At 68.6% G+C, this 13,552-nt stretch carries 8 protein-coding genes; 5 read left to right on the forward strand and 3 right to left on the reverse strand.

Features of this window, described 5'->3' with window-relative positions:
- Positions 1-84 precede the first annotated feature (84 nt).
- Entirely contained in the window at positions 85-1,062 is a 978-nt protein-coding gene (locus ACMYLB_RS03545) for a ribokinase (protein WP_415909602.1), read from the forward strand.
- 1 nt (position 1,063) lies between these two features.
- Here ACMYLB_RS03545 and ACMYLB_RS03550 read toward each other — a convergent pair whose 3' ends face one another.
- Positions 1,064-2,923, reverse strand: coding sequence for a glycoside hydrolase family 127 protein (locus ACMYLB_RS03550; RefSeq protein ID WP_415909603.1), 1,860 nt, complete (start codon positions 2,921-2,923; stop codon positions 1,064-1,066).
- Between the two features lie 249 nt (positions 2,924-3,172).
- Here ACMYLB_RS03550 and ACMYLB_RS03555 point away from each other — a divergent pair, with 249 nt between their 5' ends.
- The 4 genes from ACMYLB_RS03555 to ACMYLB_RS03570 all read left to right on the forward strand — a co-directional run bounded on the left by ACMYLB_RS03555 (position 3,173) and on the right by ACMYLB_RS03570 (position 10,514).
- Positions 3,173-5,353 (forward strand): TonB-dependent receptor, encoded by a 2,181-nt coding sequence (locus tag ACMYLB_RS03555; RefSeq protein WP_415909604.1) that lies wholly within the window; start codon positions 3,173-3,175, stop codon positions 5,351-5,353.
- A gap of 386 nt (positions 5,354-5,739) precedes the next feature.
- Positions 5,740-7,764, forward strand: coding sequence for a sodium:solute symporter (locus ACMYLB_RS03560; RefSeq protein WP_415909605.1), 2,025 nt, complete (start codon positions 5,740-5,742; stop codon positions 7,762-7,764).
- A gap of 144 nt (positions 7,765-7,908) precedes the next feature.
- Entirely contained in the window at positions 7,909-8,667 is a 759-nt protein-coding gene (locus tag ACMYLB_RS03565; RefSeq protein ID WP_415911027.1) for an alpha/beta hydrolase, read from the forward strand.
- 251 nt (positions 8,668-8,918) lie between these two features.
- Positions 8,919-10,514 (forward strand): RtcB family protein, encoded by a 1,596-nt coding sequence (locus ACMYLB_RS03570; RefSeq protein ID WP_415909606.1) that lies wholly within the window; start codon positions 8,919-8,921, stop codon positions 10,512-10,514.
- A 359-nt stretch (positions 10,515-10,873) separates the two neighbouring features.
- On the opposite strand, the gene ACMYLB_RS03575 is transcribed toward ACMYLB_RS03570, so the two are convergent.
- On the reverse strand, positions 10,874-12,376 hold the full coding sequence (locus tag ACMYLB_RS03575; RefSeq protein WP_415909607.1) for a hypothetical protein: 1,503 nt from the start codon (positions 12,374-12,376) through the stop codon (positions 10,874-10,876).
- A 30-nt stretch (positions 12,377-12,406) separates the two neighbouring features.
- Complete coding sequence (locus tag ACMYLB_RS03580) at positions 12,407-13,294, reverse strand: hypothetical protein (RefSeq protein ID WP_415909608.1); 888 nt, start codon at positions 13,292-13,294, stop codon at positions 12,407-12,409.
- Between the last annotated feature and the right edge of the window lie 258 nt (positions 13,295-13,552).

Here is a 13,552-nt window from a genome sequence, read left to right on the forward strand (position 1 = left end):
GGGCGAACCGCGACAGGTTTCACTTGACGCCGAAATAAGGCAAACGTTTGCTCTGATTTCGCCCCTCAACCCCTTTCGCGTTTCATGGCCTCCGCTCCTCAGGTCGTCGTCGTCGGCAGCATCATGCAGGATCTCACCCTCGCCTGCGCCGAGTTCCCGCAGCCGGGTGAGACCATTGTCGGCCAACTGCGCACCGGCCAGGGCGGCAAGGGCTCCAACCAGGCCATCGCCTGCGGCAAGACCGGCGTGCGCACGACCTTCGTCGGGGCGATGGGCGACGACGCCTATGCGCGGCAGGTCGCGGCCTTCTACCGGCGGGAGAGGATCGGCTGCCGCCTGGCGCTGAAGCGCGACCAGGCCACGGGCACCGCGGTGATCCTGATCAACGGCCGCGGCCAGAACGAGATCGTCATCGAGCCCGGGGCGAATGCGGCCTTGCGCGCGGTCGACGTTCCGGCCGCGCTGATCGCGCGGGCGAAGGTCCTGATCACGCAGCTGGAGGCGAACCTGGCGACCACCGCGCACGCGCTGCGCCAGGCGCGGCAGGCGGGCGTCGTCACCGTGCTGAACCCGGCGCCGATGCGGGCGGATTTCGAGGCGCGACTGCTGCGCCACGTCGACGTGCTGATCCCGAACGAGAGCGAGTTCGCCGCGCTGGTGCGCGTGCTGCCGCAGGTGCGGGAGACCGGCTTCGACGAGCGGCGACTGCATGCGCTGGCGGATGCGGAGCTGCACGCGCTGTGCCGGAGGATCGGCGTCGCCACCGTCATTGTCACGCTGGGGGAGCGCGGTTGCTTCGTGTCCGAGCGCGGCGGCTTCACGCGCGTGCCGGCGCATCGCGGGCTGAAGGTGGTCGACACCACCGGCGCCGGCGATGCGTTCTGCGGCGGCTTCGCCGCCGGGCTGGTGCGCAGCGGGGGCAAGATGGTCGAGGCCGTCCGTCTCGGGACCGCCGTCGCGGCGCTGTCGGTGACGAAGGCTGGCGCGGCCCCGTCGATGCCCGGTCGCGCCGAGCTGCGGCGTTTTCTCGGGCGCAAGCAGGCCGCCGTCTGGCGGCTCTGAATCAGTCCGGGGCGAGCGAGAACCAGGTGAGCCGCCAGGTGCGGTCGCGCCGGCCGCCCGCCTCGAAATACGGCTGCAGGATGAGCGGCGCGCGGTAGCCCAGCTCCAGGCGCAGCGCGGGGGCGCTCGAGCCGTCCGGCGGCGGCAGCGTCTCGATGCGCGGCGGGTCCGGCAGGCGCAAGGTTTCCTCGGTCTTGAAGCCGTCGATCAAGGCCGAGGCGTAGACGAGCGGCCCGCGCGTGACCGCCGCGTAATCGAAGTGCAGCACCTCCTGGGCGATGGGGGAACCATCGGGCGCGCGGGATTCCTGGATGTTGCGGTTCGTCCGCCGGTGCACGCGCGGCGGCATCTCCATCTCGACCGCCACGATGTCCCCGGGCGTCCAGACGCGCTCGAGCGTGAGGAAGCCGGCGGCCGGCGGCGGGGTGACGTGCGGCGTGCCATTCACGGCGACGCTGAAGCGCTCCGCCCAGACCGGCACGCGCAGGCGCAGCGCGAATGGCGCCGGTCGCTCTGGCGAAACGTGGATCCGGACGGAGCCGGCGAAGGGGTATTCCGTTTCCTGCCGCACGCGGACGGAGCCGGCCGCCGGGTGCGCCAGCGCGGCGTCGGACGCGCCGTAGAGATTCACCGCGATGCTCCCGTCGGCGGAGACGGAATACGCGCTGAGCGGCAGCTCCTCCAGCGCCATCGGGCCGCTCGACTTGCAGCAGCGCCAGTAGGTCGTGAAGACCCGGCGGCCGTTGGGGAAGGAGTAGTAGCACCAGTTGTCGCCGTTCGGGGCCTGGGCGCCCAGCAGGTCGTTGTAGGCGGACTTCTCGATTTCCTCCGCGAACTGCGCCTCGCCGGTTTGCCGCAGCAGCTCGCGGTTGAGCTGGATCCACGCGAGCGTGGAGCAGGTCTCGACATACCCCTGCGGGCTGAACACGGGGCGGGGATTGAAGACCTCGCGCGAGCGATGTGCCACGCCGCCCCACGGGCCGCCGCCGAGGGTGAGGTGATGGTCGCGGATGTTCTGCCAGGCGATGCGGACGGCGCGCGCCAGGCGCTCGTCGTTCGTGGCGCGGCCGAGCTTGGCGATGCCGACGAGATTCCAGCAGAGCTGGTAGGCCTTGCCCGTGGCCAGGTTCGCGGCGTCCGTGTCCGCCAGGATCTGCGCGATCAGGTTGAGCGCCGGCGCGGCCTCGATCTCCGCGAGGATGAGACGCGCCAGCGCGAGGTAGCGCGGCTCCTGCGAGGCGAAGTAGAGCTCCATCGCCGGGTCGATCAGGATCGTGGCGGAGAGGCCGTGGTGATTGCCGAGCGAAGTGACGGGAATCTTGTCCGTGTGGAAGGTGCGCCAGCACAGGTCACCGATGCGCCTGGCCGCCTCCAGATAGCGCGGTTCGCCGAAGGCCCGCGCGGCCTCGAGCAGGCCGAGGATCAGGTAGCTGTGCACCCAGATGTCCCAGGTGCGCTGGGCCGGCGCTCCGTCCCAGGTCAGCGGCGCCGGACCCTGACGGCACATGAAGCGGCGGTTCGGCGCATAGGTCCCGAGGTAGCCGTCGACATCCTGCCGCTGCACGAGGAAATCGGCCACGCGGCGCACGCTCGCGGCGAGCGGCGAGGCCGGAGCGTGCCGCGCGGCGCGCGCGGCGGCGACGAGCCACTTGCCGGCGTGCTCGCCATACCAGTCCCCCTCCTGGTTGCCGCACACATGCTCGGCGCGGAACAGCGCGATCGCCGGGCTGGCCTCGCTCTCGATGAAGGTGGCGAGGTGATTCTCGCGGCTCCGCTGGAGCGCATCGCCCAGGACTCCGGCCAAGGTGACGCGGACGGGATCGGGAGAGTCGGACCGGGCCGAAGGATTCACTGGAGGCATGACAAAAAAGTTGACACCGGGCGTAAAACAAAAATGGTCGGGCGCGCAAACGTTTGCCTTAAGGGTGACGTTTGCTGAGTCACCCCCATCCGCAAGCTCAATCATGCCTCAGCCCACCCCGGCTCTCCGGTTCGCTCGCGTTGCCCTTGTTCGCCGCCGGGAATCATCCACGCCCTGAAGTCGCTCCGGCCTCCGCCGGCGGGGCGCCCCTTTCACTGTAGAGCAAACGTTTGCCTGACCCCACACCCCATGAACTCGAATCAGTCTAGCAAGAAGACCCACGCAGCGGCGGCCTGGTCGCTGCTTCTCGCGCTCGGCGTGCTGCCGGCGTTCGCCCAGCCAGCCGCGCCGGCGCCGAAGGACGACAAAGAGCCGGCGAAGAACGAGGACGTCGTCAACCTCGGCACGTTCACCGTCACCACCGGCTACCGCTCGCCGAAGTCGGTGGACCAGATCCCCGGCGCGGTGAAGCTCATCACGCCCGACGAGATCGCGCACACCAATCTCCTGACCGAGGACGCGACCGCGGTCCTCTCCCGCACCATCCCGGGCTACGCCGAGGCCACGCAGGCGATGAACAACACCGGCGAGACGCTGCGCGGCCGCGTGGCGCTGCGCCTGTTCGACGGCATCTCCCAGACGACGCCCCTGCGCGAGGGCAGCCGCAACGCCACCTTCACCGACATGGGTATCGTGGACCGCATCGAGGTGATCAACGGCCCGTCGGCCGTCGAGGGCATCGGTGCCGCGGGCGGCATCATCAACTACATCTCCAAGAGCGCGACAAAGGAGGGCAGCGAGACGACCCTGACGACGCGCTACTCCTCCCAGGGCTACGACGACAGCGAGAACTGGAAGGTCGGCCTCAACTACGCGCGCAAGGAGGGCGCGACCGACTTATATTTCGCGACGGCGTTCGCCGATCGCGGCATGGCCTACGATGCCCACGGGCGCCGCATGGGCATGAGCCAGAGCGGCTCGATCAACGACACGGAGGAGCGCAATCTCTTCATCAAGGTCGGTCGCAACTTCGGCGTGAACAACGCGCAGCGCGTCTCGCTCACCGTCAGCCGCTTCATGGTCGAGGGCAAGGGCAACTACGTGCAGGACCTCGGCGATCGGAGCAAGGGCATCACCGATTCCTCGAAGCGCGGCGTGCCGTTCGGCGCCAAGACGGAGTTCAACCGCTTCAACCAGGTCGCGCTGGGCTACACGAACAACAATCTCCTCGGCGGCGTCCTCACGCTCAACGCCTACAAGGCCAGCCAAGCCATGCGCTTCGTCGCGGAAAAGGGCGGCGCCGACAAGCAGGACCCGCTCATCGCCCCCCTCGGCGAGCTCACCGACCAGTCCGAGATCAACTCCCAGAAGAAGGGCGTGCGCAGCTCCTGGTCGGGCCAGAACCTGTTCAAAATCGACGGCTCGGAGCTGCAGGTCGGCTACGACTACCTCGACGAGACCGCGCAGCAGCTGCTCGCGCTCACCGGCCGCATCTGGGTCCCGCCGATGAACTACACCAGCAACGCGCCGTTCGCTCAGGCCTCCTACACGCAGGGCCCGGTCACCGTCAGCGGCGGCGTCCGTCACGAGGACGGCCGCCTGCAGGTCGACGACTACACCACGACCTATTTCCGCAACCGCGTGTTCGTCACCGGCGGCACCCTGAAATACAAGGCCACGCTCCCCAACGCCGGCGTCATCGTGCGCCTGCCGCAGGGCTGGTCCGTGTTCGGTTCCTACAGCAAGGGCTTCACCCTGCCGAACGTCGGCATCCCGCTGCGTAACGTGAACACCCCGGGGCAGTCCGTCGCCGGCATCCTCGATCTCCAGGCCGTCATCGTCGACAACAAGGAGGGCGGCATCTCCTGGCACGGCAAGCGCGCGAGCTTCGGCGCCTCCTACTATCGCTCTTATTCCGCGCTCGGCGTCTCGCTGACCGTGGATCCGGTGACGAAGGACTTCATCATGCAGCGCCGGCCGGTGCGCGTCACCGGCTTCGAGTTCACGGGCGACTACAAGATCACCCCGGACCTCAAGTTCACCGCGCTCTACTCGCACACCAAGGGCATGACCGTGGCCACCGAAGGCGGCCCGCTCGTCGTCGAACAGGGCGTCTCGACGGTCAGCCCCGACAAGGTCGGCACGTCGCTCAGCTGGAACGTCAACCCGAAGGCCAACCTCACGCTCAGCAGCACCACGCTGCTCGATCGCGAGATCAATGTCGGCCTCAGCTCCTACGAGAAAACCACGGGCTACACGCTCGTGAATCTCACGGCCACCTACCGCACGAAGTGGGGCGACTTCTCCGTCGGCGTCGAGAACCTCCTCGACAAATACTACATCCTCACCTGGGCGCAGATCGACCAGTTCCAGAACTATTTCGCCGGACGCGGTCGCGTCGTCTCGCTCACGCACTCGATCAAATTCTGAGTTTGCCGCCGCCGCCGGCGTTCAGCACCAACCCTCATGCGTTTCCTGCCGGCCCGGCTTCTCGGACTGCTGCTTCTGCTTCCGGGAAGTCTGGCGCTCGCCGGAAACCTGATCTCCGTCCGCACGGAAACACTGCCCGCGCCCGACGGCGCGGACGGACGCGGGGTGCTGATCGCGGCGGAGGAGCCGATCCTCGTCCAGGACGCGCAGGCGTGGCGGCTCAAAGGCAGCCCGGCCCGCTGGACGGCGCTGCCGGCGCCGGTGCCCGGCGTCGTCGCAGCCATCCCGCGCGGAGCGGATCCGTTTCTGCTGTTGGGGGACCGGGGGCAGCCCGGCGCGGTTGAAGTCCGCACCTGGCTCAACGCGGCCGCGCTGCCCCCTTGCCCGTGCGGCTCACCAGCGTCGTCGGCGCCGTCGCGGGCGACGCGCTGCAGGTCGCCGGAACTGGCCCGGCGGGCGAGGGCAGCCTGTTTGTGCTTCCGCTGGGCACGCCGGGAGCGGCGTGGCAGCGTTGCGCCGCATGGCCGGCCACCGGTGAGGCGCGCGGCGCCGCCGCGCAGGACGGGGCGCTCTTCCTCGTCGTGCGCGAGGTCGCGGCGGATTCGCTTTGGCGGTGGACGGCGCTGGACGGCTGGGCGAAGCAGGGAGAGCTGCCCGGCCGCCTCGTCGCCGGGACCCTGCGCGCGATCGGGCAGGCGCACCTGCTTTTCGCGGTGCATCGCGCGGGCGCCGCCGACCGCCTGGCGACGTTTCACCTCGTGACGCGCTCGTTTGCCTTCCAGGGGACGGATCTGCCCGGCCGGACGGAGCGCGGAACGGCGTGGCGCAACGGCCTGCTGCTGGAGTCGCGCGACACGACGGGACGAGCGGGATTCGTGGCCTGCGAGCTGGACGGCAACAAGCAGCTGCTCCGGCCGCTCGACTGGGTGGCGCTCTTCGCCTACCTCGGCGGCATCGCGGCGATCGGCTACTGGTGCTACGTGCGCGAGAAGAAGCAGTCGACGGCGTCGTTCTTCGTCGGTGGCCGCTCGATCCCGTTCTGGGCGGCCGGCATCAGCCTCTACGCGTCGAACTCGAGCTCGATCGGCTACATCGCGACGACGGCAAAGGCCTACGCGACCAACTGGCAGTATTTCCTCGGCAACATCGTCAACGTGTTCGCGCTGGTGTTCGTCGCGCTCTGCATCGTGCCGCTGCTGCGGCGGCTCGAGCTGATGTCGGTGTTCACCTACCTCGACCAGCGCTTCCATCGCTCCGTGCGCATGGCGGCGAGCGGCATGTGCATCCTGATGCACCTCGGCGGGCGGATGAGCGTGATCCTTTTCCTGCCCTCGCTGGCCATCTCCACCGTCACCGGACTCGATGTGATCTGGAGCATCCTGATGATGGGCGTCATCACCATCGCCTACACCGCGCTCGGCGGCATGAAGGCCGTGATCTGGACCGACGTCGCGCAGGTGATCGTGAAATTCGGCGGCCTGTTCTTCGCCCTCGGCTTCATCGTGTGGTCGCTCAAGGGCGGCTCGCGCGAGTTCGTGGCCGTCGCGGCGGCCGACGACAAGATGCGCCTGGTCGACTGGAGCTTCGATCTCACGAAGGCGACGATCTGGTGCTTCGTCTTTCTCCAGCTGATGGAGACGGTCCTGACCTTCCCCAAGGACCAGGTGCTGATGCAGCGCGTATTCGCCACGAAATCGGTCAAGGAGGCGGGCCGCTCCGTCTGGATCTTCGCCGCCCTCGTGCTGCCCGGCAGCCTCATTCTCTACCTGATCGGCACGGGCCTGTATGTCTACTACCACAGCTTCCCCGAGCGCATGAATCCGCTGTTGCCGAACGACGCCACGCTGCCGCTCTTCATCGCCGCCGAGCTGCCCGCGGGCGTCACCGGCCTCGTGCTCGCGGGCCTGTTTTCCGCGGCGATGGGCACGCTCTCGAGCATCCTCAACAGCGTGTCGACGCTCGTGTCGGTGGATTTCTACGAGCGCCTCGCGGCCCGGCCGGACCCGAAGACCAGCATTCGCATCGCCGAGTGGGTGACCGTGCTGGCGGGCCTCGTCGGCATCGGCCTCGCGATCCTGCTCTCGCGATTCAACATCAGCTCGTTTCTCGACGTCGCCCTCGAGCTGGCCGGCCTGTTCGGCGGCGCGTTCGGCGGCGCCTACACGCTCGGCATGTTCACCCGGCGCGCGAACTGGCAGGGGGTCCTGATCGGCATGGGCTTCAGCTTCGTCGCGACCTTCGCGGTGTGGCTCGGGAAGCTCGTGCACCCGTTCCTCTACCTCGCGATCTCGATCCTCTTCTCGATCGTGGTCGGCTACGTCGCGAGCCTGTTCTTCCCGCCGCCCCCGCCCGAAGCCCTCAAGGGCCTCACCATCCTGCGCGAGCCCGGCCATGCACGTGCTGAGGGCTGACCTTCTTTCGCGCCTCGCGATGGCGGGCGCGGTCGTTCTCGCGGCGCTCGCCGGGCGCATGGCTGCGGCGCCGGCCGAAGCGAAGCTGATCGAGGAAACTGTGCGTCGCCGGCGCTCGGTCGCCCGCTCGACTATCTCGTCTATCTGCCGGCCGGTTACGACCCCGCGTCCGCGCGCACCTATCCGACCCTCTACCTCCTGCACGGCCGCGGCGACTCGATGCAGGCGTGGCGGCCGGTGAAGCCGCTGCTCGACAGCTTGATCGCCGCGGGGAAAATCCCGCCGCTGATCGCGGTCATGCCCGATGCGCCCGCCAGCCGCCGCGCGGGCTACTATGTCGACTCCCAGTTCGCCGGTGGGGACGACTTGCCTGCGGGCGCGGCGGTGGAAACCGCGTTCACGCGCGATCTGGTCGCGCATGTCGATCGCACGTTCCGCACCCGTCCGGACCGCGCGGAACGCGCGGTCGCCGGCTACTCGATGGGTGGCTACGGCGCGGCGCGCTTCGCCTTTGCCCACCCGGAGCTTTTCGCGGCGGCGGTCGTCCTGAGCCCCGCGCTCTACGAGCCGTTGCCGCCCGCCGAATCCAGCGTGCGCAGCTTCGGCGCCTTCGGGCGCGGCGAGATCCGTTTCGACGAGGCCATCTATCGGCGCCTGGCCGAACCGTGGCGCGTCCCGAGCCCCGACCGGCCGCCGCTACGCGTGTTCATTGCGGTTGGCGACGACGAGCCGGTCCGTGACGCCGACGGGCGGAGCCTCACGACCGACGCCGTGCTTTTCCACCAGCGCTGCCGCATGCAGGCGAACGTGCAGACGCAACTGCGCGTCCTCGATGGCGGCCACGATTGGACCGTGTGGCGCGCCGGGCTCGCCGCGGGGCTGGAGTGGTGCTGGGGCCGGTGAGGGGAAGCCCCGCCCGGTGAGGCCGGGCGAGTCCCTGCCGAAGCGAGACACGGGCTCGCTCCAACGCACTCGGTGCGCCGGAGTCCTCGCCCGCGGCCGGCGCTTGCGCGCGAGAGGCGAGCGCCAAGCCCATCTCGCGGTGCGGCGGGAGTGCGGTCCTTTAGCTCGCACTCCGGCGCGCACGCATCACGGCGCCCCGGATTTCGCTCCCCTCATTGGTTGAACCCACATAACCAATTCGCTGCATGAACATGGAAATCAAAGCCCGCGACCTGATCGCGGCCGGCTGGCACGAAGGTCGTCGCCTGGGGCCCGCCCTGCGCCGCGCCCGCGACCTCGAGGCGTCGGGCCTGCCGCGCGCGGATGTCCTCGCGCAACTCGAGAAGGAATTTCCCAAGCAGCTCGCCGTCATCCTGCCGCGCTGCGAGCCGGCGCCGCTGGCCGAGGCGATCGACGCCGAAACCACTCTCGAGGCGGAGAACGTCGCCGCCGCGCGCGCCTGCATGCAGGAACTGCTGCTCTCCCCGGTGATCCAGCGCGGCGTCATCATGCCGGACACCTGTCCCACCGGCGGCGGCCGCGCGACGATCCCCGTGGGCGGGGCGATCGAGGTCGCGAACGCCATCATCCCCGGAGCCCACTCGGCGGACATCTGCTGCTCGATGTTCGCGTCCTTCTTCCCGGCCAACCATCCCGTCGGCGAGATGATGGATCATCTCCAGAAGGTGACGCATTTCGGCGCCGGCGGCCGGCCCCGCGGCCACCAGTGGAGCTCGCCGGTCATCGAGGAGCCGGTCTGGGACAACCCGTTCCTGGCCGGGTTGACCAGTCGCGCGCGCGACTTCCTCGGCACGCAGGGCGATGGCAACCATTTCGCCTACTTGGGCCGCATCGAGTTCACCGAAGCGCAACGCGCGGCGCTGGAGGCGGCCGGCTACGCCGAGCTGTCCGACTGGATCACGCGCCGCGACGGCAGGTTCAACGTCCTGGTGACGCATCACGGCTCACGCGGCCTGGGGGCCGACGTCTACAAGCGCGGCCAGGTCGCGGCGCGCAAGTGGTGCGACGAAAACGCCAAGGACATTCCCGATGCAGCCGCCTGGCTGCCGGCCGACTCGCCCGAGGGGGCCGCCTATTGGGAAGCGCTGCAATACGTCGGTCGCTGGACGCGCGAAAACCACGCCTTGATCCACGACGCCCTGCTCCGCCGTCTCGGCCAGCGCGCGCTCGTGCAGATCGGCAACGAGCACAACTTCGTCTGGAAGCAGGGGGACGTCTTCCGGCACGGCAAGGGGGCGACGCCGGCCTGGCGCGATCGCGAGGGCCGTCCGCTGCTGGGACTCATCCCGCTCAACATGGCGAAGGAAATCCTCCTCGTGCTCGGCGCCGACAATCGCGACTACCTCTCCTTCTGCCCGCACGGGGCGGGGCGCAACCAGTCGCGCTCGGCGATGTTGCGCCCGTTCAAGGATGCGGAGGGCCGCATCGAGCCCGCACGCGTGCAGCAGGTGATGAGCGAACTGACCGCCGGCCTCGACATTCGCTGGTTCTGCGGCGCGCCCGACCTGTCGGAGTCGCCGCTGGGCTACAAGGACGCGGGCAAGGTGAAGGCGCAGATCGCGCGCTACGGACTGGCCAGCCTCGTCGGCGAAATCCAACCGCTGGGCTGCCTCATGGCCGGCGAGGCGCCCGAGCCGCCGTGGATGCGCGCCCGCCGCGAGAAGCAGGCACGCCATCGTGCGGAGCGCCGCGAGGGGTGCAACAGGCCGCCGAGGAGGCCTGAGGGGCGCCGCGGCAGGACCGCTCTTCCCGCGGAGCGCGTGTCGGGGAAGCGCTCGTGTCGGTGAAAGTGAGGATGCTCGCGCGCCTCCTCGGCTCCGCGGATCCTCGGAGTCAGAGCGTGGCGCTCAACGATCCGGCGCCGGCCGCGCTGCGTGGATCAACGCGGTGGCGTCGATGCGGATCGACGCGTAGGGGTTGACGTCGGTGCTGGTGCCAGCGGCCGATCGCGACCGTTGTGCCCGCGGAATCGCTTCGGGCCCGCCCGTGGGAATCTCCGTGGTTGAGACCGCACGCGGTGCTCCTGGATGCGCGGCAGCGAGGCGCCGGCTCGACTGCGATATCCAGGAATCTGCCGCAGAGGAAACGGCGCACGAAGCGATGCTCGGAGGCGCGGCGCACCGGGCAGTTTTCGCTCGAGCGGTCCTCAGTGAGAGTGCTTGAGCGCGCGCAGCTTGACGGGATCGCTGCCGGCGGCGTCCAGTTGCTGCAAGCGCTGGAAGAGCTGCAGAATTCGCTTCGCGTTCGCGTCCTCCCAGCCGGCGGAGGTGTAGAGATGCACCTCGGTCAGGGTCTGCGAGTAGCTCTCCGCGGGCTTGGCGTGACGGTCGTATTTGTCGTGCCACACCAGGCGCGGCTCCGTGAAGGTGATCTTGAGGTCGAGCAGCCGTCGGGTGAAGACGAGTGGTTCGAACGAAACCTGCTTCAGCTGCGTGAAGCGCGCGAACGAAAACCATTTCTGGAGCCGCACGTTCGGGACCGTGGCGCGAAGCGAAGTGTCCTCCACGTCGCGGTCGTAAACGCTCGTGAGCTGATATTCTCCCTGCTGGAGGGAGAGACGGATGGGGGTGTGGTAAACGATCCAGCGTTTCCCGAATTCGTTTTCGCGGACCGGCTCCGGGTTCGCCAGCAGCTGCGCCAATTCCTGGACCAGGCGATTGCGCTCTTCGTCGCGCCAGGCTGGCAGCGTGCCCTCCTCGGCCTTCTGCTCGGCCAAGCGGCGCTGCTCGGCGGCGGCGTGCGCGATGCGGTCGCGCACTTCGGCCAAACGGTCTGGCCCGAACGCATCGTTGACGAAAGTGCTGAGGGGCTCCGACGAGCGTTCGCCCATGAACGCCAGGACCGCGTCCTGGCGCACGAAGTCCTCGAAGCTCATGCCGAGGCGGCTGGCCTGCTTCAGGTGTTCCAGCGTCTGGCTCTCCTCGCGCCGCTCGGAGTAGATGCCGGCGAGGATCAACTGCAGCCCCAGGTGATCCGGGAAGGCCTGCGCCAGGCGCAACGGCTCAGCGACATCGCGGCTGCGCCGCCAGGCCGACTCGCGGCGCAGCGCTTGGTCGAGGAGCGCGACCAGCGCCGTGTGCCGACGGGATAATTCGTCGTTGGCCGTTTGTGCTGACTCTCCGCCCTGCTGAACGACTTGTTGCCAGATGACGGCTGCGTCCAGAAGGCGGTTCAAGCGATCAGCGAAAAGGCCGGCGGCCTTGAGCCCGGTCTCGCCGGAGCTCGGATCTGCGGCGAATGCCTCCGCGTAGGCCTGCGCGGCCTTCGCCATGAGTCCGTCGCCGTAGGCGGCATCGCCCTCGCTTAGCTTGGTCGCCGCGGTGCGCTTCTGCTTGATCAGTTGGACGACTTCCCGGATGCGCCCGGCCTGCGCGCCGTTCGCCCGCTGCAGCGCCTCGTCGCCCAAGCTTGCGGCCTCGTCGAGATTGCCCAGCCGATAGGACGCGATCGCGCCATAAAAATAGCCATCGCTGGATTGCGGGTCGGCGGTGATCGCGTGCCTGAAATCCAGGAGCGCGCCGCTCGGGTCGCCCTGATCGAGTTTCGCGCGTCCCGCTTGCACCAGCCCGGCCGCGGAATCGGCCGCGTGCGCAACGGCGGTCACGCCGAGGCCAACGCTCAGGACGATCCGCAAGATCAGCATTTTCATCGCCATAAAATCGTGCCGAGGCCGCTTTCGTTACTTGCCCTCGAGGAGCGAGCGCGCGCTGGGTTCCTTGCCGGCGGCCTGCTTCTTGGCCGTTTCCTTCCTGGCCCCCTCGAGCAATTCCTGCGCGGAGTTCATCGCATCTTTCGTCCGATCCACGCCTGAGACGCCATACACGACATAGGTGAGCGGAGCGGGCACGCCACGCACGACCTTGTCGATATACCAGCCGTCGGGGATGCCGAACACCGCGTCGATGCTCGAGGCCAGGGTGCCGAGCCGGTCCAGGTCGGCGCTCGCGGCGGAGACGAATGCGCGCTGGTCCTGGGTGGCGCGCGACGCGGCGGCGCGGGCGCTCTCGGTGTCGCGCGCCAGTTGGCGGGCCAGTCCGGCGATGCGCGACTCGAGCGCTTGGCGCACGGCCACGTCCTCTGCTTTGACGAGGGAGGCTTGGGCGGATTCGAGTTCGCCCCGCCGCGCGTGCAATTTCTTCTCCCATTCACCGGCTTCCTGCCGCCACTGCGCGAGACGATGATCGCGCTCGTCCAGGAGCTGATGGTGATACGCGGGGTAGAGGTTCATGAACCGAAAATAGGCATCGCCCAGACGATCGCTGGCGTCGCGCTTTTGTTTTTCCAGTTCATTCAGGCGCAGGCGTAGTTTCGCCAGCCGATCGTCGAAATCCTTTTTGCACTTTTCCAACTCCTCGGGCGTGGCCGGCCGGACCTGCTGGCCCGGATGAGGAAAGTGCTGGCCGGAGGCCTCGATCTGACTGCGGGTCTGGCCGCAGCCCGTGCAGAATTCTCCGCGGCGCAGTTCGTCGAGGGCCTTCTTCTTTTGGAACTCCAGGTCCCGAATGGCATCGTTCTGCTCGCGGATTTTGCGGTCCAGTTCGCGCACCTGGTCGGCGCCGTCCTTCATTTTTCGCAGCACATCCGCGATCTGGTTGGAACTCGAGACCCACGCCGCGCGATCCTGCGCAATCAGGCTGGTGTAATTGACTGCGGCCGGCGCCGCCGCCGCGGTCGCCGGCGGAGTATCGGCCGCACGGACGAGGAAGGGCAGGGCGGCGATGACTGACGCGATGAAAAGAGAGAAGGGGCGCACCTAGGGGATAAACGTGGGCCAAGGTGGTTTTCTTAGGCGGCGAGGCAAGCTCGGGCGCTTGCTGGCAGACTC

Source organism: Oleiharenicola sp. Vm1 (genome assembly GCF_047777955.1).
Lineage (GTDB): Bacteria > Verrucomicrobiota > Verrucomicrobiia > Opitutales > Opitutaceae > Didemnitutus.